26 protein-coding genes and 1 riboswitch are annotated in these 25,336 nt (G+C 67.6%); of the genes, 17 read left to right on the top strand and 9 right to left on the bottom strand.

Annotation, left to right across the window (positions count from 1 at the left end):
• From ABD683_RS16285 to ABD683_RS16305, 5 genes are all read left to right on the top strand, one after another.
• Nucleotides 1–579, top strand: coding sequence for a MerR family transcriptional regulator (locus tag ABD683_RS16285; RefSeq protein ID WP_344771120.1), 579 nt, complete (start codon nt 1–3; stop codon nt 577–579).
• 204 nt (nt 580–783) lie between these two features.
• A riboswitch (glycine riboswitch) is annotated at nt 784–872 on the top strand.
• 70 nt (nt 873–942) lie between these two features.
• A complete protein-coding gene (gcvP, locus tag ABD683_RS16290; protein ID WP_344771121.1) occupies nt 943–3,765 on the top strand; it encodes an aminomethyl-transferring glycine dehydrogenase in 2,823 nt (940 codons plus the stop codon).
• 47 nt (nt 3,766–3,812) lie between these two features.
• Complete coding sequence (locus tag ABD683_RS16295) at nt 3,813–4,454, top strand: hypothetical protein (RefSeq protein ID WP_344771122.1); 642 nt, start codon at nt 3,813–3,815, stop codon at nt 4,452–4,454.
• Nucleotides 4,451–5,032: a hypothetical protein gene (locus tag ABD683_RS16300; protein ID WP_344771123.1), complete on the top strand. Its 582-nt coding sequence runs from the start codon at nt 4,451–4,453 to the stop codon at nt 5,030–5,032. The genes ABD683_RS16295 and ABD683_RS16300 overlap by 4 nt, the downstream gene beginning before the upstream one ends.
• Before the next feature lie 5 nt (nt 5,033–5,037).
• A complete protein-coding gene (locus ABD683_RS16305; RefSeq protein ID WP_344771124.1) occupies nt 5,038–5,697 on the top strand; it encodes a hypothetical protein in 660 nt (219 codons plus the stop codon).
• Here ABD683_RS16305 and ABD683_RS16310 read toward each other — a convergent pair.
• Genes ABD683_RS16310 through sigK form a run of 4 tightly spaced genes read right to left on the bottom strand, consistent with a single transcriptional unit; the run spans nt 5,634 to nt 9,027 of the window.
• Complete coding sequence (locus ABD683_RS16310; RefSeq protein ID WP_344771125.1) at nt 5,634–6,899, bottom strand: hypothetical protein; 1,266 nt, start codon at nt 6,897–6,899, stop codon at nt 5,634–5,636. The two genes, ABD683_RS16305 and ABD683_RS16310, sit on opposite strands and share 64 nt — an antisense overlap.
• A gap of 29 nt (nt 6,900–6,928) precedes the next feature.
• Entirely contained in the window at nt 6,929–7,702 is a 774-nt protein-coding gene (locus ABD683_RS16315) for a serine aminopeptidase domain-containing protein (protein ID WP_344771126.1), read from the bottom strand.
• A 30-nt stretch (nt 7,703–7,732) separates the two neighbouring features.
• The gene (locus ABD683_RS16320; protein WP_344771127.1) at nt 7,733–8,434 is read right to left on the bottom strand and encodes an anti-sigma factor; all 702 of its coding nucleotides are present in this window, start codon (nt 8,432–8,434) and stop codon (nt 7,733–7,735) included.
• A complete protein-coding gene (gene sigK, locus ABD683_RS16325; protein WP_344771128.1) occupies nt 8,431–9,027 on the bottom strand; it encodes an ECF RNA polymerase sigma factor SigK in 597 nt (198 codons plus the stop codon). Before sigK ends, ABD683_RS16320 begins: the two co-directional genes overlap by 4 nt.
• A 121-nt stretch (nt 9,028–9,148) precedes the next feature.
• On the opposite strand from sigK, the gene ABD683_RS16330 reads away from it, so the two are divergent.
• The 9 genes from ABD683_RS16330 (at nt 9,149) to ABD683_RS16370 (ending at nt 16,573) form a co-directional block, all read left to right on the top strand.
• Nucleotides 9,149–10,333, top strand: a complete 1,185-nt coding sequence (locus ABD683_RS16330; protein WP_344771129.1) for an acyl-CoA dehydrogenase family protein — start codon at nt 9,149–9,151, stop codon at nt 10,331–10,333.
• A gap of 70 nt (nt 10,334–10,403) precedes the next feature.
• Nucleotides 10,404–11,420 (top strand): permuted SH3 domain-containing protein, encoded by a 1,017-nt coding sequence (locus ABD683_RS16335; RefSeq protein ID WP_344771130.1) that lies wholly within the window; start codon nt 10,404–10,406, stop codon nt 11,418–11,420.
• Nucleotides 11,417–12,115 carry an ABC transporter ATP-binding protein gene (locus tag ABD683_RS16340; RefSeq protein WP_344771132.1) on the top strand — a complete coding sequence of 233 codons (699 nt, stop codon included), beginning with the start codon at nt 11,417–11,419 and terminating at the stop codon, nt 12,113–12,115. Before ABD683_RS16335 ends, ABD683_RS16340 begins: the two co-directional genes overlap by 4 nt.
• Entirely contained in the window at nt 12,112–13,317 is a 1,206-nt protein-coding gene (locus ABD683_RS16345) for an ABC transporter permease (RefSeq protein WP_344771133.1), read from the top strand. The genes ABD683_RS16340 and ABD683_RS16345 overlap by 4 nt, the downstream gene beginning before the upstream one ends.
• A 55-nt stretch (nt 13,318–13,372) precedes the next feature.
• A complete protein-coding gene (locus ABD683_RS16350; protein ID WP_344771134.1) occupies nt 13,373–14,023 on the top strand; it encodes an alpha/beta hydrolase in 651 nt (216 codons plus the stop codon).
• A 14-nt stretch (nt 14,024–14,037) separates the two neighbouring features.
• Nucleotides 14,038–14,403, top strand: coding sequence for a hypothetical protein (locus ABD683_RS16355; protein ID WP_344771135.1), 366 nt, complete (start codon nt 14,038–14,040; stop codon nt 14,401–14,403).
• Nucleotides 14,396–14,782, top strand: coding sequence for a hypothetical protein (locus ABD683_RS16360; RefSeq protein ID WP_344771136.1), 387 nt, complete (start codon nt 14,396–14,398; stop codon nt 14,780–14,782). Before ABD683_RS16355 ends, ABD683_RS16360 begins: the two co-directional genes overlap by 8 nt.
• 96 nt (nt 14,783–14,878) lie before the next feature.
• Entirely contained in the window at nt 14,879–15,331 is a 453-nt protein-coding gene (locus ABD683_RS16365; RefSeq protein WP_344771137.1) for an SRPBCC family protein, read from the top strand.
• A gap of 69 nt (nt 15,332–15,400) precedes the next feature.
• Nucleotides 15,401–16,573: an RtcB family protein gene (locus tag ABD683_RS16370; RefSeq protein WP_344771138.1), complete on the top strand. Its 1,173-nt coding sequence runs from the start codon at nt 15,401–15,403 to the stop codon at nt 16,571–16,573.
• A gap of 42 nt (nt 16,574–16,615) precedes the next feature.
• On the opposite strand, the gene ABD683_RS16375 is transcribed toward ABD683_RS16370, so the two are convergent.
• From ABD683_RS16375 to ABD683_RS16395, 5 genes are read right to left on the bottom strand one after another with little or no spacing between them, the layout of a single operon-like run.
• The gene (locus ABD683_RS16375; RefSeq protein WP_344771139.1) at nt 16,616–17,452 is read right to left on the bottom strand and encodes a hypothetical protein; all 837 of its coding nucleotides are present in this window, start codon (nt 17,450–17,452) and stop codon (nt 16,616–16,618) included.
• The gene (cobA, locus tag ABD683_RS16380) at nt 17,449–18,645 is read right to left on the bottom strand and encodes a uroporphyrinogen-III C-methyltransferase (protein ID WP_344771140.1); all 1,197 of its coding nucleotides are present in this window, start codon (nt 18,643–18,645) and stop codon (nt 17,449–17,451) included. The genes ABD683_RS16375 and cobA overlap by 4 nt, the downstream gene beginning before the upstream one ends.
• A 37-nt stretch (nt 18,646–18,682) precedes the next feature.
• The gene (locus ABD683_RS16385; RefSeq protein WP_344771141.1) at nt 18,683–19,993 is read right to left on the bottom strand and encodes a sulfate adenylyltransferase subunit 1; all 1,311 of its coding nucleotides are present in this window, start codon (nt 19,991–19,993) and stop codon (nt 18,683–18,685) included.
• Nucleotides 19,993–20,901, bottom strand: coding sequence for a sulfate adenylyltransferase subunit CysD (cysD, locus tag ABD683_RS16390; RefSeq protein WP_425548517.1), 909 nt, complete (start codon nt 20,899–20,901; stop codon nt 19,993–19,995). The genes ABD683_RS16385 and cysD overlap by 1 nt, the downstream gene beginning before the upstream one ends.
• A gap of 28 nt (nt 20,902–20,929) precedes the next feature.
• The gene (locus ABD683_RS16395; protein ID WP_344771142.1) at nt 20,930–21,727 is read right to left on the bottom strand and encodes a phosphoadenylyl-sulfate reductase; all 798 of its coding nucleotides are present in this window, start codon (nt 21,725–21,727) and stop codon (nt 20,930–20,932) included.
• Nucleotides 21,728–21,924: 197 nt separating this feature from the next.
• Between ABD683_RS16395 and ABD683_RS16400 the strand changes: the two genes are divergently transcribed.
• The 3 genes from ABD683_RS16400 (at nt 21,925) to ABD683_RS16410 (ending at nt 25,332) form a co-directional block, all read left to right on the top strand.
• Nucleotides 21,925–22,071 carry a GPGG-motif small membrane protein gene (locus ABD683_RS16400; protein WP_344771143.1) on the top strand — a complete coding sequence of 49 codons (147 nt, stop codon included), beginning with the start codon at nt 21,925–21,927 and terminating at the stop codon, nt 22,069–22,071.
• Nucleotides 22,072–22,203: 132 nt separating this feature from the next.
• Nucleotides 22,204–24,693: a penicillin acylase family protein gene (locus ABD683_RS16405; RefSeq protein WP_344771144.1), complete on the top strand. Its 2,490-nt coding sequence runs from the start codon at nt 22,204–22,206 to the stop codon at nt 24,691–24,693.
• A 21-nt stretch (nt 24,694–24,714) separates the two neighbouring features.
• Nucleotides 24,715–25,332, top strand: coding sequence for an L-threonylcarbamoyladenylate synthase (locus ABD683_RS16410; RefSeq protein WP_344771145.1), 618 nt, complete (start codon nt 24,715–24,717; stop codon nt 25,330–25,332).
• Nucleotides 25,333–25,336 lie beyond the last annotated feature (4 nt).

Consider the following 25,336-nt stretch of genomic DNA (forward strand, 5'->3'; position numbering starts at 1 on the left):
ATGATCGAGCCACGCGACGCCGTGCCCGCAGGAGCGACTGACCAAGCCCGCGACCAAGGTCTCCTCTTCAACGACGACGTCTCGCCGATGCCTGAAGACACCGGCTTCCGTGGTCCGACCGCCTGCAGCGCGGCCGGCATCACCTATCGCCAGCTCGACTACTGGGCGCGTACGGGTCTCGTCGACCCGACGGTGCGCTCCGCCACGGGTTCGGGCACGCAGCGCCTCTACTCGTTCAAGGACATCCTGCTGCTCAAGATCATCAAGCGGCTGCTCGACGCGGGCGTGTCGCTGCAGCAGATCCGTGTCGCCATCGACCACCTGCGGGAGCGCGGCACCGACGACCTGACCCAGGTGACGCTGATGAGCGACGGTGCGAGCGTCTACGAGTGCCGGTCGGCCGACGAGGTCACCGACCTGCTCCAGGGCGGTCAGGGCGTGTTCGGCATCGCCATCGGTGGTGTGTGGAAGGAGATCGAGGGCTCGCTGCACTCGCTGCCCAGCGAACGCGCCATCGCCCAGCCGGATTCTTCGGCCGACGAGCTCGCCGCTCGTCGCCAGGCCCGTCTGTCCTCGTAGTCACGCCCTTCGCGCCCCCTACTCGCTGACGCGGAGAGGATTTCACGGGGGAGAGCTCGTGGAGGGACCCCCAGCAGAGCTCGCTCCCGGTCGGCCGCGGGCGGCCTCCCTGGGAGCCGGTGTCGCCAGCGTGCAGACCTTGGATCTAGCCGTACGCCCGTCTGGCGCACGCGCTGGCTCCAGTTGGTAGGCTGACGCTGCTTTCGATCGCGCGTGGGAGAGTTCGCCCAGGCGGCGCCGAAGGGGCAATTCCTCCCCGGAACCTCTCAGGCACAAAGGACCACGCGACCTAGGCAATTCTGGAGCTCTCACGGGTGACAGAAGGGGAGGCGTACGCAAGACGCCTCTACCCAGGAGACTCCCGTGTCAGACTTCGCCAGCCGTCACATCGGACCCAGCCCGTCCGACCAGGACGCCATGGTGCGCCGGGTCGGGTACGACTCGCTCGACGCCCTCATGGCCGCTGCCGTTCCGTCCGGTATCCGCAGTGCCGGGGCGCTGGGCCTCCCGCAGGCACTGAGCGAGACCGACTCGCTGGCCGTGCTCCGTGGACTGGCAGCGCGCAACACCCCGGGCGTCGCCATGATCGGCCTGGGCTATCACCCGACGATCACGCCGGCCGTGATCCGCCGCAACGTGCTCGAGGATCCGTCCTGGTACACCGCCTACACGCCCTACCAGCCCGAGATCTCGCAGGGACGCCTCGAGGCCTTGATCAACTTCCAGACCCTGATCTCGGATCTCGCAGGTCTTCCGACGGCCAACTCGTCGCTGCTCGACGAGGGCACCGCCGTTGCCGAGGCGATGACCCTGATCCGCCGCGCGACCAAGGGCAAGGACGACCTGCCGATCATCATCGACGCAGGGCTGTTGCCGCAGACGCTCGCCGTGACGCACACCCGCGCGGAGGCACTCGGCATCGAGCTGCACGAGGCCGACCTGAGCGCTGGCGTCCCCGACATCGAGGCGGCCGGGACGATCATCGCCTACCCGCGCGCTGACGGCCAGATCATCGATCCGACCGCCGCGATCGAGGCCGCGCACGCCAACGGCGGCCTCGCCGTGGTCGTGGCCGACCCGCTCGCACTCGTGCTCCTGAAGTCGCCGGGATCGCTCGGGGCCGACGTCGTCGTCGGCTCCAGTCAGCGGTTCGGCGTGCCGATGTTCTACGGCGGACCTCACGCCGGGTTCATGGCGGTGCGCGAGGGCCTGGAGCGTCACCTGCCGGGTCGCCTGGTGGGCGTGTCGATCGACAGCGCGGGACGCCCCGCATACCGGTTGGCACTGCAGACGCGTGAGCAGCACATCCGCCGCGAGAAGGCCACGTCCAACATCTGCACCGCTCAGGTGCTCCTGGCCGTCACGGCGTCGATGTACGCCGTCTACCACGGTCCTGACGGGCTCCGGGAGATCGCGCAGCAGGTCGCGTCACGGGCTGCCCAGCTCGCGGCCGGCCTGAAGGCCGGGGGAGTCGAGGTGACCGGGACATCGTTCTTCGACACCGTCGTCGCCCACGTCCCCGGACAGGCCGAGAAGATCGTTGCCACAGCCCGTGACCTGGGGGTCCACCTGCGGCTCGTCGATGACGACAACGTCGGGATCTCGACGAACGAGGCGACGACGGACGCCCACCTCACCCTGGTGCAAGAGGCATTCGGACTGGACGGGCACGACTGGGTCATGGCGTCGCCTGCACTGCCCGACAGCCTCCTGCGTACCGATGCGATCCTGACGCACCCGGTGTTCCACGAGCACCACAGCGAGACGCAGATGCTGCGCTACCTCAAGAAGCTCAGCGACCGCGACTACGCACTCGACCGCGGCATGATCCCACTCGGCTCATGCACCATGAAGCTCAATGCGACGTCGGAGATGGAGCCGATCAGCTGGCCCGGATTCGCCGACCTGCACCCGTTCGTGCCCGCCGAGGATGCTGCGGGGATGATCGAGATGATCGAGACGCTCGAGACCTGGCTCGCCGAGGTCACCGGATACGCCGCCGTGTCGATCCAGCCCAACGCGGGCTCGCAGGGTGAGTTCGCGGGCCTGCTGGCGATCCGCGCCTATCACTTGAGCCGCGGCGACGATCATCGCAATGTCTGCCTGATCCCGAGCTCGGCCCACGGCACCAACGCCGCCTCCGCTGTCATGGCAGGCATGCGCGTCGTCATCGTGAAGTCCACCGACCAGGGCGAGGTCGACCTCGACGACCTCAAGGCACAGTGCGACAAGCACGCCGACGACCTCGCCGCGATCATGGTGACCTATCCGTCGACCCACGGGGTCTACGAGCACGGCATCACCGAGCTGTGCGAGATCGTGCACGGCCACGGCGGACAGGTGTACGTCGACGGCGCCAACCTCAACGCGCTGCTGGGCCACGCCCAGCCGGGTGCCTTCGGCGGCGACGTGTCGCACCTCAACCTGCACAAGACGTTCTGCATCCCGCACGGTGGCGGTGGCCCCGGTGTCGGCCCGGTCGCCGTCGCGGAGCACCTCGTGCCCTTCCTGCCGACGCATCCGCTGCACCCGGTGGAGAGCAAGCGTGAGGGCATCGGCGCCATCAGCGCGGCGCCGTACGGCTCGGCGGGCATCCTGCCCATCCCGTACGCGTACATCGCCATGATGGGCGCTGAGGGCCTCACCAACGCCACCTCCGTCGCGGTGCTGTCGGCCAACTACATCGCCAAGCGGCTCGAGGGCGCATTTCCCGTGCTCTACAGCGGCGACAACGGACTGGTGGCGCACGAGTGCATCCTCGACCTCCGTCCGCTCACCAAGGAGTCGGGCCTGAGCATCGACGACGTCGCCAAGCGGCTGATCGACTACGGCTTCCACGCCCCGACCATGAGCTTCCCGGTCGCCGGCACGCTGATGATCGAGCCGACCGAGTCCGAGGACCTCGCCGAGCTCGACCGCTTCTGCGAGGCGATGCTGGCCATCCGCGCCGAGATCGACGCGGTCATCGCCGGCAGGTACACAGACGGTGACAACCCGCTGGTCCACTCGCCGCACACGATGCGTGAGATCGCTGACTGGAAGCATTCCTATCCGATCGCCGAGGGCGCGTTCCCCGCAGGCTCCACTGACGACAAGTACTGGCCGCCGGTGGGTCGCATCGACCAGGCGTACGGTGACCGCAACCTGGCGTGCTCCTGCCCGCCGCTCGAGGCATTCGCCGAGTAGCAGGGCCACCCCGGGCCGGTCGACCGGCTGACCCTATGATCCTTTTCATGACGGGGGGATCGTTGTGGCGCGAGCATCTACGCCCGTTCGTTGCATCGCGATCCTTGCGACAGCTGACGCTGGCCGCAGGTGCGCTTGTGCTGCTTGCGTCGGGCCTGTTCGGGGGACTTGAGCGCGCCGAGCCCGAAAAGGTCACGTCCGTCAAAGCCGGCCAAACCGTCGACACCGGGCCGTTCGACCTCACGGTGACCAAGGTCGTCTGGGCCGAGGACCTCGCTGATGGTCCCGGTGAGAGCGAGCTCGGACGGTTCCTCGTCGTGCACGCGACGGTCACCTCGACCGAGAAGGACACCGTCTCCGGTTTTGTCATCCGTGAGGCATTGCGGATCCATGGCCTCAGGGGATTCGCCGAGAAGGAGGGCTCGGATGTGCTCGTCACGAGCGACGAGGCCGATCCTCGCGTGGTTTCCGTGGCCGACCAGGTCAGAATCGACTACCTCAACCCGGGGCTCACCTACGACGTCCAGTACGTCTGGGAACAGACGTGGTCACGGCCGCTGCCGAGCTCAGTTGACCTGACGGTCTTCGGGCACGGTTTTCGCCAGAGCAACATCGACGAGCAGGAGGACTGGTTCGACAGGTTCCCGATCGCAGTCGGATCGTTCGCCGTGACGGAGCTCTCGTCATGAGGCCGGTCGTCAGCAGATTCGGCACGGGTGCGCTCGTCGTCGCGGCCCTCGCCGTGGGGCAGCTGCTCAACGAGCGTCTCCCGGAGCCGAAGGACGGTTCGCGACTGTTCGAGCAGCACGTGAAGATGGGCGAGACGGCGACCTTGCGCACGGGAGACCTCACGCCGAGGTCGGTCGAGGGCGCGATGCGGCTGACTCGTGACTCAGATGACATCGATGCCCAGGGCGTCGGTGTGGTGGTGCACTTCGACTTCGTGTCGCGGTCTGAGGCCCAGTCGATGTCGTATGCCTTGTTCCGCGGCGGCGATGGCACGACTGCCCGCTTCGGCTCGTTTGGCCAGCGAAGTGTGCTGTCGTGCCGCGGTGCGCCGCCGGGGATCGTTGCCCATTGCACGGCCGTGTTCGACATCGATCCCGATTCACTGGCCGGCTCGTCGCTGGTGATTGCGCCCAACACTCTCGACGAGCGATTCGACCAGGCAGCCACGATCGACCTCGGCATCTCTGCGGCCGAGGTGAAGCGCTGGAGATCGACCGACGAGCTCGATGTCGTCGAGTTCGAGATCGAGGGACTGTGACGAGCGTGATGCGGTGGTTGCGGCGTGAGCGGCGCGCCCTCTTGTTGCTGCCCGTGGCGTTGATCGCGGTTGCGGTCGGCGCCGGATCTCGACTCGACGAGTACTGGTGGGATCGCGGCTTTCACGAGAAGGCTGCTGTCGAGGACGGCTGGGCCGAGATCCGCGACGAGTACGACGACGACCACCTCACCTACCCCATTCGTGCCGAGTTCACGGTCGACTCGATCGAGCCCGTGCCGGTCGTCCCCGGCGCACTGGACAGCCCGACCGTCGCCACGGGGGGCCAGCTCTGGAAGGCGACCCTGAGCTGGAAGGCGGACCCGGACGTCGTGCTGATCGGGTGCAACATCGCGCTCATGGACGGTGATGGAGTCCGATATGACGCCGACGGGCACGGCTGGGACGGCAGCGACTACCAGTTCAATGAGAAGTGCGTCCCAGACGCCACTGCGGGCCCACGTCCCTCCCTCGGGAGCACGGCGAAGCCCCGGGTGCTCGACGGCGATGAGCCGCGCCCCGAGTCGTGGCAGACAACCGTGTACGCGGTGGTCAAGGCCGGAGTCGTGCCGACGGCCCTGCGGGTGTGGTACTTCCTGCCGCGCTACGCGGAGCTGCCACTCGATGCCGAGCTGCCGGCAGGCTCCGGCGACGCGGTGACCGGCTGATTGGCGAGCACCCGGTCGATCGCCGCTGCCAGTAGTCCGACCAGCGCCAGGGTGTAGACGCCCTGGGACATGACATCGACGTAGGGCGAGAACGCGAGGGCGGTGTCGCGGCTGGCGGGTCCGGCGATGAGCCGCCACACCTCGACGGTCAGCGCGCCTGCCTGACGGGCGATGATGAACACCAGGCAGAACATCAGCATGGGCAGCAGCCCTCCGACCGCGAGCATCCGCAGGCCGTTGCCGAGATCTGCGAATCGGGACCTCAGGTCAGCGGTCGCCTCGTGGCTGACGCGACGGACCACGGGTGGGACTCGTTGGGCGAGACGTGCGGCCCGCGGCCGATGTTTGGGGGCCGGAGGCTCGACACGCTGGCCGAGGGCCACGGCGCCGACCGTGAGCCAGGCGATCGGCACCACGACGACGGCATCGGCGTCGGTCAGCAGGTTGCCGATGCCGTGCGCGACAGCGTCCAGGGGAGCCTTGAACGGGCCGGCAGCTGACAGCACGTCGGACCAGCGGTCCTCGACCCAGTCGACGGCCTTGCGCTCGGTGACCCAGTCCCAGACCCGAGCCTGGTAGCGGGTGAACTGTGCGGCGAGGAGGAACAACCACAGCACCTCGACATAGCCCGCGACAACGCCGAACCCGACGTGTCTGCTCGGCAGGTCAAAGCGATTGAGCAGGAATCGGAGCAACAGCGCCAGCGCGACGAGCCCTGCCAGCGAGACACCGGTGGCGATGAACGTCCGGTCGAGGTTGGCGCTCTCGCCGTAGAACGATCCGGCGCTGCCGAAGATCTCGTCGTACGTCGCGGCGTTGATGAACTCGTGCAGATCCTGCTTGAGGTAGCCCTGCGCGGCATAGACCGTGAGGAAGGGGATCAGGGCGCTCGCGAGCAGGGCGAGATAGCCCCCGTCATCGCTCGTGGCACTGCCGAACGATGCCCATTCGAGCTCGGACGACACCACGCGCAGCATGAGCACGATGGCGGTCAAGGTCGACATCGGCGCCAGCGGCAGCAGCAGACCGGCAAGGGTCGAGTGCGACGCGCTGAGCTCGACCGACGCCCACAGCACGCCATGACGTGCGGCGGCGCCGAACAGGTAGATCACCAGGAGCGTTGGCAGGTGTCGCAGCGCCAGTCGAAAGCCTGTGACGACGACCGACAGCGCGTCGACGGCCGCCCCCCGTGCTGCATCCACGAGACGAGGCTAGTGGACGCTCGGCGCCGCTACTGATCGAGGTGCCGAGACGATCCCCGCTGCTGCTGGGCCCACCATTCGACGATCTGGTCCACGACCGGACCGGGCGTCTTGCCCCACAGCACGTGATGGGTGTTGCCACCCTCCGGCACGGCGTCCTTGCGGTAGAGCCACGTGGTAGTGCGGGCCGGGTCGAGGAACTTCTCGATGAAGAGGGCGTTGGCCTTGGCCACGGAGTAGGTGTCGCCCTGCAGGTTGATCACCAGGGTCGGCTCGGCGACGGCATGCGGTACGGCGAACGGCGGTCTGCCCGAGCGCACGAATCGCGCCCACTCGCGCATCAGCGTGCGGGGACCAGGACCGCCGAACATCGGCTTGGGCACGAACCCGCGAATGCGGGCGACGACCGGGACGGTCACACCCAGCCCGAGCACGTGGAGCCCGCCCTTGGGGTAGCTGCGGAAGTACGGCACGCTGGCACCGATCGCGACGAAACCGTCTGCCGGAGGGTGGTGCAGCTGGTGCCCGACGCTGATCTGCGATCCCAGGCTGTGGCCCATCAGGATCACCGGGCGGGCGGGTGACTCCGCGCGAGCCTTGGCCACGGAGACGGCGATCCGCTGCATCTCGTCGGCGTAGCTCCAGTCGTTGCTGCGCGATGCGATCGGCTCGCCCCGCTCGAATCCGGTGTTGGCGAGCGCCTGGGCATCCCAACCCTTGGCCTCGAACGCCGCGACGAGCGGCCGGTAGAACACGGACGGCACAGCCATCGCCGGCGCGATCAGGACCAGGGGAGCGGGCATGCCCACATTCTGACAGTTGTGGTGTCTCGGTCACACCGCGAGTGTCGTGATGGGCGGCGTGGTGGGCTGCTTGGATCCACCCTTGGGCTCGACCGTGATGGCGATGCGGTCCGCTCCGTCGAGGTCCTCCATGACCATCGACCCCTCGGTCGTGAACACGCCCTCCGACACGGGGGAGTCATCCTTGACCACCCACACCTGGTAGACCTTGCCGTGACCGGGGTTCGGCATGCCGCTGGCCACGATGTATGCCCCGTCGGCGATGTCGGACGAGATGAGGCGCACATGGCCACCACCGTCGTACGTCTTGGTGGTGGTCCTGGCGTCAGATGCCGAGACGATCTTGCTGATCGCGGCTTGTTCGGCTCGCAGGTCGTCGGTCTGGTTGTGCTCGGTGACATAGCCGCCGACGCCGACCGCGCCGACCAGGAAGGCCGCAGCGATCGCGAGGCGGGGCAGCGTACGGCGCAGGACGCCCGGCTTGGCCGGCGCCGCCACCACGGGTCGCTCCTGACGGGTCGTCGTGACTTCTGCCATCAGGCGGTCGCGCAGCCCAGCCGGGGGAGGGAGCTCCTCGGCCTCGCCGAGACGCGTGGCCGTGACAACGAATCCGGCGAGCTCCGACTGGCAGCTGGCGCACTGTGCCAGGTGGATCTCGAAGCGCGCCCGCTCCAGGTCGTCGAGCGCATCGAGCGCATACGGCGCGATGAGCGAGTGAAGATCGTCGGTCATGATTCGACTCCCAGGCAGTCGCGCAGACGGACGAGGCCGTCGCGCATGCGGGTCTTGACGGTGGCGGGGTTGGCGTCGAGGGTCTTGGCGACCTCGGCGTAGGTGTAGCCCTTGTAGTAGGCCAGGTCGACGGCTTCACGCTGGAGACCGGTCAGGCTGTCGAGGCAGCGCCGCACCTGCTCGTGCTCGAGGCTGATCGTGACGGTCTCTGCGACCTCGTCGTAGTCGGGACCGTTGGACCAGTCGTACTTGTTCTCGCGGTTGGTGGCGGCCTGGTCGTGGCGTACGGCATCGACGGCTCGACGGTGCGCGAGGGTGAGGACCCAGCTCTTGGCGTTGCCGCGGGTGGCATCGAAGCGTGGAGCGCTCTGCCACACCTGGATGAAGACCTCCTGCGAGACCTCCTCGGCACGAGCCGGGTCGCGGATGACCCGCTTCGCCATGCCGTAGACCGCGCCGCCGAGGGCGTCGTAGACGGCACCGAACGCCTGCTCGTCGCCGCGACCGACGCGGGTGAGCAGCTCGTTGATGTCCGGAGCATCATGGTCCGCGGCCGAGGGCACGACGCGCAGGGGGGACACGGTTGCGGCCACGGGATCTCCCTTTCCATCGAGCTTGTCATCAGTCATTCGGTGCTGACTCCGCTCTGGATTGGAGGAATTGACAGAAATGAGGCGCGTCCGTACCGCCACTGTAGGTTGATAGCGTTGCCCCATGCCGAAATCCGTGTTTGACCCCGCCGATCCGCTCTCGATCGACGCACTGCTGTCGACGGACGAGATCGCCGTACGCGACACGGTGCGCACGATGCTCGACAAGCGCGTGCAGCCCCACATCGCCGAGTGGTTCGAGTCCGGCGGCGTCGACGAACCCCGCGAGCTGTTCAAGGAGTTCGGCAGGCTCGGCCTGCTCGGCATGCACCTTGACGGCTACGGACTCCCGGGCATGTCCTCGGTCCAGTACGGCCTGGCCTGCGTCGAGCTTGAGGCGTGCGACTCCGGTATCCGCTCGATGGTGTCGGTGCAGGGCTCCTTGGCGATGTACGCGATCTGGAAGTTCGGCAACGAGCAGACCAAGGAGCGCTGGCTGCCGGGCATGGGCACTGGTGAGTACGTCGGCTGCTTCGGCCTGACCGAGCCCGATCACGGATCAGACCCGGGCAGCATGCGGACGCGTGCCAAGCGCGACGGCGACGACTGGGTGCTCGACGGCAGCAAGATGTGGATCAGCAACGGCACGTTCGCCGATGTCGCGGTCGTGTGGGCGCAGACCGACGAAGGCATCCGCGGTTTCGCCGTGCCCACCGACACTCCCGGGTTCAGCGCCAAGCTGATCCACCACAAGATGTCGCTGCGGGCCTCGGCGACCGCCGAGCTCGTCATGGAAGGCGTACGCCTGCCGGCCGAGGCGATGTTCCCCGACGTCAAGGGCCTCCGCGGACCTCTGTCGTGCCTGACCGAGGCGCGCTACGGCATCGTCTGGGGCGCGATGGGAGCCGCGCGCTCGTCGTTCGAGTCGGCGCTCGACTACTCCAAGACCCGTGAGCAGTTCGGCCGTCCCATCGGCGGCTTCCAGCTGACCCAGGAGAAGCTCGCCAACATGTGCCTCGAGCTCCACAAGGGGTTGCTGCTGGCGCTTCACCTCGGACGTCGCAAGGACGATGTCGGCCTCACGCCCGAGCAGGTCAGCTTCGGCAAGCTCAACAACGTACGCGAGGCACTCGAGATCTGCCGCACGGCTCGTACGATCCTGGGTGCCAACGGGATCTCGCTCGAGTACCCCGTCATCCGGCACATGAACAACCTCGAGTCGGTGCTGACCTACGAGGGCACCACCGAGATGCACACGTTGGTGCTCGGCCAGGCGCTCACCGGCGAGAACGCGTTCGGCGGGCGCTGACACTCGACGCTGGGCCGTCCGTCTGTCAGGGTGTGTTCTCAGCCCTCCTTCCCCGTGAGCAAGGAATCCCGTGAGAGTCTTCCGCAAGGTGGTGCTTCCCCTTGTGTGGGTGGCGATCTTCTCGGTCATCGCAGTCAGCCTCGCTGTACTGGCATTCGACAGCCCGCCCAAGCCTGCCGGCAGCGGTGTCAAGCCCAATGGTGAGATACCGGTCAGCAACACCACCGTCGAGCGCGGCACGGTCGAGAACGTCCTCGAGCTGCACGGCACGATCGTGGTCGATCCGCCGGTGTCGGCCAAGGCGGCGCACGAAGGCGTCATCAACCACTTCTTCGTTCCTGCGGGCGCCAAGGTCAAGAAGGGCGACAATCTGTTCCAGGTGAAGTTCGAAGAGGGCGGTGACGACGAGGACTCCAAGCCCACGACGCGCTACTTCAACTCCGTGGCGCCCAAGGACGGCAAGGTCAGCAGCTTCACCAAGGAGCTCGACGACACCGTCGCCAAGGGAGATGTCGTGGGCTCGATCCGCCAGTCGTCGTTCCGTGCGACGGGCTCCATCACGCCGCTCGACCAGTACCGCCTGATCAAGATGCCCAAGTCCGCGACCGTGTCGATCGACGGTGGCCCGGAGCCGTTCACGTGCGGCGATCTGACGATCGGGGCCGCCGAGACGACCGAGCCGCCATCCGGTGGTTTCGGCGACGCGGCGGAGGAGCCGGAGTTTCGCGACGAGCCGTCCGGCGGCGAGGGCGGGGGAGACGCGATCAGCTGCCGGGTTCCGGCAGACATCCGAGTCTTCAACGGCCTCACCATGACGATGGAGGTCGATGCCGGCACGGCCGAGGACGTGTTGGTGGTGCCCGTGACGGCAGTCCGGGGCCTGGTCGACAGCGGGACCGTCTGGGTCACGGGGGACGACGGCGAGCCGGTTGAGCGTGCCGTGAGCCTCGGCATCAGCGACGGCAACGTCGTCGAGATCACCAAGGGACTCAAGGAGGGCGAGAGCGTGCTCGAGTTCGTCCCGGGCGACGACTCCGGCCCCGGTGGCGAGGGCAAGGGCGAGTTCGTCGAGGGATACGCCGAGTGACGGAGCTGCTCCGGCTGTCGGACGTCACGCGCACGGTCCACCTGCCGGACGAGAGCGACCTGCACATCCTGACCGGCGTCAACCTGTCGATTGCCTCGGGGGACCACATCGGCATCATCGGCCGTTCCGGCAGCGGGAAGTCGACGTTGCTCAACCTGCTGGGGCTGCTCGACAAGCCCACCACCGGCACGATCGAGTGGGACGGCAGGGACACCCGCGACCTCTCGTCACGCCAGGCCGCTCGAATCCGCGGACGAGACGTCGGGTTCGTGTTCCAGCAGTTCAACCTGCTGCCGGGCCGGACGGCGCTCGACAACGTCGCAGCGCCGCTGATGTATGCACCGGGCCGGGCGTTCTGGAACCGGCGAGAGATCGCGGCGGAGATGCTGAGGCGGGTCGGGCTGGCGGCGCGGGTCGACTCGATGCCCGAGAGCCTCTCCGGCGGTGAGCAGCAGCGAGTCGCGATCGCCAGGGCCCTGGTACGCGGCCCCAAGGTGGTCCTTGCCGACGAGCCCACTGGCGCTCTTGACGTCGAGACCGGCGCAGAGGTGATGCAGATGCTGGATGCGGTGACGTACGAGTCGGGCGCCGCACTCATCACGATCACGCATGACATCGCCATCGCACAGATGGCCCGCCAGCGCTTCAGGCTCGAGGGCGGCAAGCTGCTGAGCGTCGCCGAGGCCACGCCATGACCGGGTTTGCCGCGGCGGTCGTGGAGGCGTGGCAAGAGCTTCGCATCCACAAGCTCCGCGTGCTGCTGTCGCTGATCGGAGTCGGTGTCGCGGTCTGCTCGCTCACCGCTGCGGTGGCCGTGGGCACGATTGCCCAGCAGGGACTCGTCGAGCAGTACGAGAAGGAGAGTGGCCGCCCGGCGATGTACTCCATGTTCGCCTACAACGGCGAGACCGGTACGCCGCCACCTCGATCGGTGACGAACGACGTCTTCGACAAGACGATGAAGCAGTTCAAGATCTCGTTCCACTCCATGGTCGGCGACGCCTCGGTGACCAGCAAGCTGGGCGGCAAGGAACGCCAGATCAGCGTCCGGATCGTCGAGCCGCCGTACGCCGACATGTTCCGGCTGGTGCCGGTGCAGGGCCGGTGGCTCACCGCCAAGGACGCCGACAACTACAGCCCGGCCATCGTCGTGGACGCCCGGTTCCTCAAGGCACGTGGGCTCGGACCCGGTTCGCTGCCGGCGACCGTGAAGCTGCAGGGCGACCGTGAGGTGACCGCGACGATCGTGGGCCAGCTGCCCAAGGACATCTACACGGGTTCACCGACGGTCTACATGCTGCCGGCGACGTACGACCGGTGGTTCGGCACCAGCCAGCCACTGGGAGACGCCAGCTACCAGATGTGGGTTCCGGTGACCGGCTCCAAGGCGCTGAGCGCGGCGGTGAGGCAACAGCTCAGGTCACAGCTGCCGTCGCTCGAGGTCGAGCTGCAGCGCATCGACTACAAGGCCCACGGCGGCGGTGGCCAGTTCCGCGAGTTCAAGAAGGTCGTGGGCGGGATCGGACTGCTGATCCTCGGGCTCGGCGCCCTGAGCCTGCTCAACATCGCGTTGGTCACGATCAAGCAGCGGGTGCGCGAGATCGGCATCAGGCGGAGCTTTGGAGCGACTTCGGGACGGATCTTCTTCTCGGTGATGATGGAGAGCATCGTCGCGACCCTGGTTGCGGGTGTCGTCGGCGTCATTGCCGCGGTCGGGATCGTCAACAGCTCGTTCGTGCACAAGCACCTGTTCGACAATGTCACGGACGTGCCGGGCTTCCCGGCGTCCGCCGCCGTGACCGGGGTGCTGGTGTCGCTGGCCGTCGGTGCGCTCGCGGGCCTGGTGCCGGCGCTGGTCGCGGTTCGTGTCAGGATCATCGACGCCATCCGGTTCTAGCGATGGCGGCGCTTTCGTCGTGCGGCGGTCGTGACGGCATGTCACGATCGATCCCGTGTCCAGACTCGACGACTACGTGTCACCTACCGAGCCCCGGGCCGTTCTCCTGCTCCTGCACGGCGGTCAGCAGCACAGCACCGAACCGGTCAGGAACCGCCACGCCAGCTGGTGGCGGATGGCCGCGCTGGCCCGGTCGCTGCGCGGGTTTGCCACCGAGCACGACACCGCGCTGAGCCTGCTGCAGTACGGTCAGCGCGGCTGGAACGACCTCGACGACCCGTCACCCGTGCGCGACGCCCGCGCGGCTCTCTCGGAGCTGGCGGGACGCCATCTCGGTGTCCCGGTCGTTCTCGTCGGTCACTCGATGGGTGGACGTACGGCGTGCCGCGTCGTGGACGCGAGCAATGTCAGTGGCGTCGTCGCGCTCGCGCCCTGGCTGCCGGACGGTGAGCCGACCTCGGCCATCGCCGGCAAGCACCTGCGCGTCATGCACGGCTCGGAGGACAGGTGGACGTCGGCGGCGTTGAGTCGTGCGTACGTCGAGCGCAGCCGGGCCATCGCCGCGAGTGCCAGCTGGACCTCGCTGCCCGGAGCGGGTCACTTCATGTTCCGCCACTCGTCGGCGTGGCGGCGCTTCGTGACAGACTCGGTCACTGACATCGTGGGTGTCAGCAGCTCCCACGCCTCGTACGAGGACGGCCCCTAGCTCGAAGGACCAGCGTGACCGACACCGTCGCCTATGGCATCGCACTCCTGGCGACAGTCGTTGCCGCCTGGGCCGGGTGGCACATGGTGCGCAACAAGCCTGTCGGCAACCCGTTGTTCTACGCGGTTGTGGTGCTCGAGCTGGCCCTGGTCGTGCTTCTCGTGGGTGGATGCATCGCACTGGGGTCGACGAGTCGCGAGGTCGACGGGGCGTTGTTCGTCTCCTATCTCGTGACTCTCGTGATCATCCCGCCGGCGGCCGTGCTGTGGGGCATCGCCGAGAAGTCCCGCTGGGGTACGGGGGTGGTCGTCGTGGCGCTGCTCACGGTCGCGGTGCTCTGCGTACGACTCCTCGACATCTGGAAGGGCACCTATGCCTGACAACACCTCGCGCGGCTTCGGGCGCACGCTCGTCGCCGTCTACGCCGTGTTTGCCCTCGCGGCTGCGGCGCGCTCGATCTTCCAGCTGGTGACCAAGGCCGACGAGGCGCCGGTCGCCTACGCGCTGTCGGCGTTCGCCGGTGTCGTGTACGTCGTCGCGACGCTCGCGCTGGCCCGCAACCTGCGCCGTCTCGCGCTGGCCACGATCACGATCGAGCTGGTCGGCGTGCTGACCGTGGGAGTGCTGTCGCTGGTCGACGACGAGCTGTTCCCGGACCAGACCGTGTGGTCGGGCTTCGGCGCGGGATATGGGTTCATCCCGCTGGTGCTGCCGATCGTCGGTCTCTGGTGGCTACGCCGGACTCGTGACCGGGGCTGACGTACGAAGTGGCCCAGCGCGCTCATACCGCGCAGGGCCACCTCAATTACACCCCGGGGGCTCGGCTCAACCGGGTAGCGACACGGAGAAGCGTCGATGAATTCCCAATACGTCTTCCGCTCCCGCTGGGACGTGCCGATCGGCCGCGAGGCACTGTGGGACGAGGTCGAGAGCCTTCTGGCGAGCGGCGACCCAATGGTGTGGTGGGGCTCGGTGGAGGTCATCGACTATGACGGCACCAACCTTGCCGTACGCGCCGCGAGCGCCTTCGGATATCGGCTCGAGTTCCGGCTCGACCACCTCGAGCTGAGCCGTCCGGACCGGCTGACGTTCGACTCCGCCGGCGACCTGCGGGGGAGCGGCGTGGTCACGTTCGTCGACCGCGAGGGCGGCCGTACATCCGCCATGCACATCGACTGGCGGGTGGAAGCCGCCCGGCGGTGGATGCGGTTGACCGGATGGTTGTTGCGCCCGGTGTTCGTCGCCGGGCACCGCCTGATCATGCGCCAGGGCGAGAAGCACCTGAACGCCTGGCTCGAAAGTCGCTAGGAGATCTGGTCCAGCGACCGATAGCGTCCTTCGCTGCACCAACACGGGTGCATGACGAAGGATTCAACCATGGAGAAGATCACCCAGCGGCTGTTCAGCTGGGCATCGATCCTGGACCCGAAGACCCGGGCCCAGGCAGAGACGGCCAGCACCATGCCGTTCATCTACCCGCACCTCGCGCTGATGCCCGATGCCCACCTGGGCAAGGGAGCGACGGTCGGATCGGTCATCCCGACGCTCGGGGCCATCATCCCTGCGGCAGTCGGCGTCGACATCGGCTGCGGCATGATCGCGGTCAAGACGCCGTACGCGGAGTCCGACCTGCCCGCAGACCGGCGTGCGCTGCGCACCGCGATCGAGAAGGCCATTCCGCTGTCGGCCGGCAACTACAACGGCCGGGTGACCCGCGATCACACGCAGGCGCGGCTGGACGAGCTCGCGTCGGATGCCGAGCAGGCCGGATTCGAGCCGGCGTCGTACGCGGCGTCCTGGACGCTGCAGCTCGGCACGCTGGGATCGGGCAACCACTTCATCGAGGTCAGCCTCGACGAGGACGACCAGGTGTGGCTGTTCCTGCACTCCGGATCCCGGGGGGTCGGCAACAAGATCGCCCAGCGTCACATCGCTGTGGCGCAGGAGCTCTGCAAGAAGTGGTGGATCGACCTGCCCGATCTCGACCTGGCCTACCTCGCCGAGGGCACGGACGAGTTCTGGACCTACATCCGCGAGCTGCGGTGGGCGCAGAAGTTCGCGCTGCTCAACCGCGAGGAGATGATGGACCGCGTCGTGGCGTGCTTCGCGGACTGGATGGGCGTGGAGACGGTTGACCGTCTGGAGGAGATCAACTGCCACCACAACTACACGTCCAAGGAGAAGCACTTCGGCAAGGACGTGTGGCTGTCCCGCAAGGGCGCGATCGACGCCAGTGCCGGCACGATGGGTCTGATCCCGGGCTCGATGGGCACGCGGTCGTACGTCGTCGTCGGCAAGGGCAACCCGGTTGCGCTCAACTCGTCGCCACACGGTGCGGGTCGCGCGTACAGCCGTTCGGCGGCTCGCAAGGCGTTCACGCTCGACGACCTGCGTACCGCGATGGGTGACATCGAGTACCGCGACACCGCGGCGTTCATCGACGAGATCCCGGCGGCCTACAAGGACATCGACGTGGTCATGCAGGACTCTGTCGACCTCGTCGAGATCCGACACACACTGCGCCAGATCGTCAACGTCAAGGGTGACTAGGACACGCACTGGGAAGGGACCGGCTTCGGCTGGTCCCTTCCGTCAGTCCAGGCCGCAGTGGGAGCGGTAGAAGTCGAAGAACGTCACACGCTGCGGAGTGGTCAGCGGGAGGTAGAACGAGGCGTTGTCGCCGACGTCGTCTCCGAGAACCTTGACGTCGAACAACCGCCCGACCTTGTCGTCGGCGAGCGCATGACCGTCGCAGCGCGCGGGCGTGACCTGCATGACCAGCCTGACCGGATCCTTCACCAGCGGGATGTCGACGTCAGCGGGCGATCCCTCGGCCTGGTTGAAGAGCACCGTCGAGCCGAAACCGCCGAAACGTACGTCGTCCCGGTTGCCGGTCGGCGTCATCGTGACGGGCAGGTGGAGCACCGAGTCGCCGCCCTTGCCGACGATGGTCGGGTCGCCCACCTCGACATGTGCTGCTTCCTCGAGCGTGGTCTCGGCGCAGTCGCGATCCATCGCGTGGGAGATGTTGCCGTAGCGATCGTCCGCCTGGGCGTCAGACTCCTGACGCTCACCGTCACCCACTCGGTACGTGAGTCTCACCGTCGGCGTGAAGCCGGTGCCGCACCCAGCCTTCGGCATGTCGTACTCCAGATCGGCTTCGGTCCCCGGAGGAATGTCCTCGCTGCCGGTCCATTTCACGTCCGGGATGCGGTCCGACATCAACGTGAATGCCTCGATGCGGAGTGCCTTGTCGGACTTGTTGTGTATCCGTACGAAGATCTCGCGGTCCTTGCGGTGCAGCCGGGTCTGGTCAGAGAGCAGGCTGACACCGTCAGGCAGCGGCACCAGCTTCGGTAGCTCGCCCGTGCACGCAGTCAGCCCCAGCAAGAGCGTTGCCGAGCACACCAGGGCGAGTGCGCGCATCATGCAGGCGGCCACGCCGGGGAGAGGGTCACCACGTCGCCGATGATCGTCACGGCGGGTGGCTGGGCGCCCACGGCGTCGGCACGATCTGCGATCGTCGCCAGCGTGCCGACCGTGACGCGCTGGTCGGCGGCGAACCCGTTTTCGACGAGGGCAACCGGAGTCTCGGGATCGTGGCCGGTCCCGACGAGCTGCTCAGCCGCTTCACGGAGTCGGCGAACGCCCATCAGCAGGATCAGTGTGTGGGCGCGATCGTGTGGCAGCTCGTTGAGCTCGGTGTGACCCGTCACGACGCTGAAGCCGCGGGCGACACCGCGATGCGTGACGGGTATGCCCGCGGACGCTGCGACAGCGATGGCGCTGGTCACTCCCGGGACCACCTCGACCTCGATCCCGGCCTCACGGCACGCGATGAGCTCCTCGCCGCCACGGCCGAAGACATACGGATCGCCGCCCTTGAGCCGGACCACGATCTTGCCCTGCTTGGCGCGGTCGATGAGGATCGCGTTGATCTCGTCCTGCGGGATCGGGTGGTGATCGGGCATCTTGCCGACGTCGATGACCTCGACGTCCTGCGGGAGCTCGGCCAGCACGCTGTGGGGTGCGAGCCGGTCGATGACCACGACGTCGGCCTCGGCCAGCAGCCGTCGACCCCGCGCGGTCAGCAGGCCGGGATCGCCGGGTCCGCCGCCGACAAGCGCCACGAATCCCCCGGGATGGTGTGTGCCGTGCCGAAGTGGCAGGTCGCCGGACTGCAGCGCGGCCGCCACGGCGTTGCGCAGCGAGGCCGCCCGTCTGGCGTCGCCGCCACCGCTCACGGCGACAGTGACGTCGTCCACGGTGGCGACGGCGGGGGCCCAGGCCGTGGCGTGATCGGGATCGCCGCCCTTGAGGCACCAGATCTGGCGCCTCTCGGCATCATCGGCGACCCGGCCGTCGACCTCGGGATCGCCCGTGGCGGTCTGCACCAGCCAAGCGCCGTCGAGGTCACCGGGCTCGTACGGTCGCTCGCGCCACTCCACGTCGCCGCGTCCGATCGACGAGTCAAGCGAGTCGGTGACCGTGGGGGAGACGACCACGACCTTCGCACCGGCGGTGAGGAGTGTCAGGGCACGGCGCGTCGCGACATGGCCGCCGCCGACGACGAGTACGAGGCGGCCGGCCACGCGCAGGGTGAGCGGGAGGCTACCGCTCACGGTGCGCACCACTGCGCTCTCTCAAGCGCCACCAGGGTCATGCAAGAACTGTAGCCTCGGCGACGGCTTCGACCTCGGCCTTGGTGTCGAGCAACGCGTCGCCGACCATGCCTGCCGCGAGCGTCGTACCGTCCTGTGCGTCGATCAGCAGGAACGCGCCGGTGCTGCGCGAGTGGAGGTATTCCTCGGCGGGTATCGGCGAGGCGAGCCGCAGGTTGACGTGGCCGATGTCGTTGAGCGCCAAAGACTCCGCAGGGAGCAGGCGCGCGTCGTCGAGATCGAGCTTGCCGGTGATGTCCTTCACCATGGCCTGCACCGTCCTTGTGCCGTGCTTCAGCAGCACCTTCGCGCCGGGTACGAGGGTGCCTTCGGCGAGCCAGGCGATCGTGCCGTTGATGTCCTGCGTCACCGGCGGGACGCTGCGCGACGTCACGATCAGGTCGCCACGGGAGATGTCGATGTCGTCAGCAAGACGCAACGTCACGGACTGCGGGGCGAATGCCGAGTCGAGCTCACCCGTCGCGGTGTCGATGCCGACGACGGTGCTCGTACGACCGCTGGGCTGCACCGTCACGGGATCGCCCACGCGGACGAGTCCGGACGCAATCTGTCCGGCGTAGCCGCGGTAGTCGCGGAACTCGTCGCCGGCAGCCTGCTGCGGGCGGATGACGAGCTGCACCGGGAACCGCAGCGGCTCAGAGTGCGGTTCACCGACGGGGGAGAGCTTCTCGAGGTGCTCCAGCAGGCTCTGCCCGTCGTACCAGGGCGTACGGCTCGAGCGCTCGACGACGTTGTCGCCCTCGAGGGCCGAGACCGGGATCGTGGCGACGTCGTACAGGCCGAGGCTGCGCGCCGACTCGAGGACTGCCGCCGAGACACGTTCGTAGGTCTCCTCGTCGAAGTCGACCAGGTCGATCTTGTTGACCACCACGACGACGTGCGGCACGCGCAGCAGCGAAGCGACGGCGAGGTGACGGCGGGTCTGCTCCTGGAGCCCGTGGCGTATGTCGACCAGCAGGACGACGCAGTCGGCGGTGCTGGCGCCCGTCACGGTGTTGCGGGTGTACTGCACGTGGCCGGGGCAGTCGGCGAGGATGAACGAGCGCTTGGCCGTGGCGAAGTAGCGGTAGGCGACATCGATCGTGATGCCCTGCTCGCGCTCCGAGCGCAGCCCGTCGGTCAGCAGCGCGAGGTCGGCGGTGCCGAGGCCACGGTCGGTCGAGACGCGCTCGACGGCCTCCATCTGGTCGGCGAGGACCGACTTGGAGTCGTAGAGGAGCCGTCCGACGAGCGTGGACTTGCCGTCGTCGACGGATCCGGCCGTGGCGAGGCGGAGGAGAGTCGCCATCAGAAGTAACCCTCCTTCTTGCGGTCTTCCATCGCCGCTTCGGACGTCCGGTCATCGGCTCGGGTGGCTCCGCGCTCGGTGATGCGGGTGACGGCGACCTCGGCGATCACGTCGTCGACCGTCAGCGCGTCGCTCTCGACGGCGCCGGTGCACGACATGTCGCCGACCGTGCGGTAACGGACCTGGCGCTTCTCGACCGTCTCGCCCTCGCGAGGCATCGACACGGGGCCGACCCCGAGCAGCATGCCGTCGCGCTCGAACACCTCGCGCTGGTGCGCGTAGTAGAGCTCCGGGAGGGCGATGCCCTCTTGGCCGATGTACTGCCACACGTCGAGCTCGGTCCAGTTGCTCAGCGGAAACACACGTACGTGCTGGCCCGGGGTGTGGCGACCGTTGTAGAGGTTCCACAGCTCGGGGCGCTGGTTGCGAGGGTCCCACTGGCCGAACTCGTCACGCAGGGAGAACACGCGTTCCTTGGCGCGGGCCTTCTCCTCGTCGCGGCGCCCGCCTCCGAACACGGCGTCGAACTTGCCGTCGGTGATGCCGTCGAGCAACGGCTGGGTCTGCAGCGTGTTGCGCATGCCGTCGCTGCGCTCACGGAGACGTCCGTCGTCGATGTAGTCCTGGACCTTCGCGACATGCAGGCGCAGCCCGAGCCGTTCGACCGTGGCATCGCGGTAGGCCAGCACCTCAGGGAAGTTGTGGCCCGTGTCGACGTGCAGCACGGGGAACGGCACGGGGGCGGGCCAGAACGCCTTGACTGCGAGGTGCAGCATGACGATCGAGTCCTTGCCGCCCGAGAAAAGCAGCACCGGCCGCTCGAACTCGGCAATCACCTCACGGATGATGTGGATCGCCTCGGACTCCAGCCACTGCAGCTGGGTGAGTCGATAGTCGCTCAGCGTCATCGTCGCCTGTCGTGTCGTCGGGTCAAGGTCAGGCGTGAAGCCCGCACTCGGTCTTGTCGAGGCCGGCCCAGCGTCCCGCGCGGGGATCCTCGCCGGGCGCCACGCGACGGGTGCAGGTCGCGCAGCCGATCGACGGGTAGCCGTCGTTGACCAGGGGGTTGACGATGACGTCGTTGTCGCGTGCGTACGCGAGGAGGTCGTCGAACGACCAGGCCGCCATCGGGTTGACCTTGACCAGACCGTTCTTGTCGTCCCACGTCACGTACGGCGTGTTGGCGCGGGTCTCGGACTCGTCGCGGCGTACGCCGGTGATCCAGGCTTCGTAGCCCTGCAGCGTCTCGTGCAGCGGCTCGACCTTGCGCATCTGGCAGCAGAGGGCGGGATCGCGCTCGTACAGGCGCTCACCGAACTCGGCGTCCTGCTCGGCGACGCTGCGCCGGGGGGTGACGTCGACGATCGAGAGCTTCATGGACGACTCGACGGCGTCGCGGGTGCCGATCGTCTCGGCGAAGTGGTAGCCGGTCTCGAGGAAGAGCGTGTCGACCCAGGGGAGGTGCTCCGCGACGACGGCAGGGAGGACCGCATCAGCCATCGAGCACGCGACTGCGGTCCGGTAGCCGAACTCCGCGGCGACCCACTCGAGCAGGCCCGTGCCGTCGGAGGCCGCAAAACGCGCCTCGGCAGCCTCGGCGATGGCACGCAGCTCGTCGTTGCTGCGGCGCGGAGCGAGGCGCGCTTCACGATCGGCCAGGTGGGCCGTGCGCTCGGCATCGTGGTCGAGCTGGATCTGACGGCGATCAGCAAGGCTCAGCGCGACGTCAGCCATGTCCACACCTCATTCCGATCGGATCTCGCGCTCCAGAATAGGTCGGCATGGCGAACCGGCCGCGTACGACGAGAGGCCGTCCGAATACCGGAACGCATTCCTGTGAGTCAGGTCACATGGCCGCTGGTTGAAGTCTGCTCAGCGGGGTAGATCAGGCACGTGGCAGAAGCCACTCACTCAACGGAGGTCAATCAACCATGTGGGACACCATCTTGTGGATCGCTGCCGTGATCATCGGCATCTTCGGCATTCTCCGACTCGTCCAGCGTGATTTCGTCATGGGAGCGGTGCTGATCGTCATCGCCCTGCTGGTCGGACCCGGAGGCGTCAGCCTCTTCACCTGATCTCCGGCGAGGGCCGCGCCTGCGACTGTCCGTCGGGGCGCGGTCCTTTGCTGCGAAAACGTAACTTCTGGTTACCCCCGGGCGTTTTCTCGGTGACACAGGTCACAGACCACTCCACGCCAAGGGATGCGCATGTCACGGTTCCGTCGTACAGCTCTGATCGCCACCACCGCACTGTGTGCCGGGCTGCTGGTGCCACTGGCCTCGGGCGGAGGAGCCTCAGCCGCGACGATCCCGCTCGCGCCCGCCAACGGCACGTACGACGTGACGATCACGCGTACGGCCCACGGAATCCCGCACGTGGTCGCGAAGGACTGGGAGTCCCTCGGGTTCGGCCACGGCTTCGCCACGGGGGAGACGTCGATCTGCAGCCTGGTCGACACGGTGCTGACGGGTCGCGGGCAGCGGTCCCGCTATCTGGGCGCGGATGGCCGCTACGACGACCGGGTGTCGGTCAAGGCCTCCAACCTGCAGTCCGACACGTACTTCTCAGACCTGCACAACCGCAAGGTCGTCGAGAATCTTCTGGCCGACCCGCAACGGGGCCCCGGCCCGGAGGCACGCGCCCTGGTTCGCGGGTACGCGGCCGGTGCCAACCAGTACCTCAAGAGCGTGGGCGGTCCCAACGGCATCAAGGACCCGGCGTGCAAGGGCGCCGCATACGCGACGAATGCCAGCGAGCTCGACCTCTGGTACGGCGTCTATGCCGCGAACCTGCTGGCGTCGGGTGGTGTGTTCTTCGGTGCGATTGCCGACGCTGATCCACCTTCGCTGGGGGACCTCGGCCTCCCGAAGCTCAAGGACCTGGGCATCGAGCTGCCAGGTGGCATCGACATCCCTGACCTTCCGGACCTGCCGATCCCAGACCTGAGCGCGATCCTGCCGTTCTCGTCCAAGCCCGCCGCCGTGCCATCGTCTGACGCCCTCAAAGCTCGTCTCGGCAAGGATCCGGACAGCCCGTTCGGGTCCAATGCGACCGCTCTGGGCGGGGACGTGACGGACAACGGGCGAGGCATGCTCCTGGGCAACCCGCACTTCCCGTGGGACGGCCGCTACCGCTTCGAGCAGGTGCAGCTGACGATCCCGGGGGCGTACGACGTCGCCGGCGCCAGCCTGCTCGGCTCGCCGGTGATCAACATCGGATTCAACAAGAACGTCGCCTGGAGCCACACCGTGTCGACGGCATACCGGTTCACGCCGTACGAGTACCGCACGCTTCCGGGCTTCCCGATGCTCTATCTGACGGATCACGGGGTCAAGGAGCTGGAGAAGCGGCCGGTGGAGGTGACCGTCAAGGGCCAGGACGGCACGCTGTCGACCGTGACCAAGACGCTGTACCGCACCGAGGACGGCTACGTCATGGACAACCCCGCCACGCTGATGGGCTGGACGCCGATCAGCGTGTTCGCCCTGCGCGACGCGAACGCCGAACAGCTGCGGACGATCGACTCGTTCCTCAACATGAGCAAGGCCTCGACGGTGAAGGGGCTGCTCGCGGCCCAGGACGCCGCCGGCGGCATCCCGTGGGTCAACACGATCGCCGCCGACCGCGACGGCAACGCGTTGTACGCCGATCACTCGGTCGTACCGAACGTGCCTGATGCGCTGGTCAACAACTGCATCACGCCGATCGGCATCCTGACCAAGCAGCTCGCCGGCCTGCCGGTGCTCGACGGCACCCGGGCGCGCTCGGAGTGCGCGTGGAAGACCGACGCCGACGCCTCACGGCCCGGCATCTTCGGACCCAAGAACCTGCCCGCGACGATCCGGCGCGACTGGGTCGCCAACGCCAACGACTCCTACTGGCTTCCCAACCCCAAGCAACGGCTCGAGGGATACGCCGGGATCATCGGCTCGGAGCGGTCCGAGCGCACGCTGCGTACGCGGATGGTCTACCGGTACGTCCTCGACGCCATTGCACAGGGCCGGATCACGCAGCCGATGCTGCGTGGCTTCGAGCACGAGAACCGCGTGTTCGGCGCCGAGCTGGCCCGAGAGAACGGTGACCTCGACAAGGTCTGCACGCTGGCTGGAGGCGGTCAGGCGTGTGCCGTCCTCAAGGCCTGGGACGGCCACTCCAACACCACCAGTGTCGGCGCCCACATCTTCGAGGAGTTCATCAAGCGCGCTCCCGATCCGTGGGCCGTGCCGTTCAATGCGGACGACCCGATGAACACGCCCCGTGACCTCAAGACCGACTACCAGACGGTGCGTGCCATGAAGGAGGCCATCGCCTTCCTGTTGGGCAAGGGCATCGCGCTCGACGCGCCCCTGGGCACGTTGCAGGTGGCCGACAAGGTCGGCGCCGAGATCCCGCTGGGTGGCGGCACCGCGGCAGCCGGCAATGCCAACGTCCTGCAGAACAGCGGCATCTTCTCGACGTCGAGGGCGCTCTACCGCGTCAACTACGGCTCGTCGCACATCCAGGCGGTCTCGTTCACGCCGACCGGGGTGAACGCGTCGACGATCCTCACGTACGGCCAGTCACTCGACGTGAACTCGCCCTGGAGCTCTGACCAGACCCGGATGTTCAGCAACAAGCAGTGGGTCGCGTTCCCGTTCACGGCGACACAGATCGCGGCTCAGAAGATTAGCACCAAGCGACTGCAGGTGAAGCGCTGACGGCTGTCGTACGCTCACAGCGTGCGATTCATCGACATCCACCCCGACAACCCGCAGCAGCGCACCGTCGACCAGGCGGTCGCGATGCTCGCTGCTGGTGACCTGATCGCCTACCCGACCGACTCGGGCTACGCGCTCGGGGCGCAGCTCGGCAATCGTGATGCGCTCGACCGCATCCGCACGATCCGCGAGCTGGATGCCAAGCACCACTTCACGTTGGTGTGCCGTGACTTCTCCCAGCTGGGCCAGTTCGTGCACGTCGACAACGCGATCTTCCGGGCGATCAAGTCGGCGACGCCGGGGCCCTACACATTCATCCTCCCGGCGACGGCGGAGGTGCCCAAGCGCCTCCTCCACCCCAAGAAGAAGACGGTGGGCGTGCGCATCCCGGAGCACCGGGTCGTGCAGGCGCTGCTCGAGGCGCTTGGTGAGCCGCTGGTCTCCTCCACGCTGATCCTGCCCGGCAGCACCGAGTCGATGACGTCGGCGTGGGAGATCGCAGAGGAGCTCGAGGGGCGCGTCGACGCGGTGGTCGACTCGGGCGTCGAGGTGATCGCGGAGCCGACGACGGTCGTCGACTACTCCGACGGATACGCCGACGTCGTACGCGTGGGTGCAGGCGACCCTGACCGGTTCTAGCGAT

It is taken from the genome of Aeromicrobium panaciterrae (genome assembly GCF_039537165.1).
Classification (GTDB): Bacteria; Actinomycetota; Actinomycetes; order Propionibacteriales; family Nocardioidaceae; genus Aeromicrobium; species Aeromicrobium panaciterrae.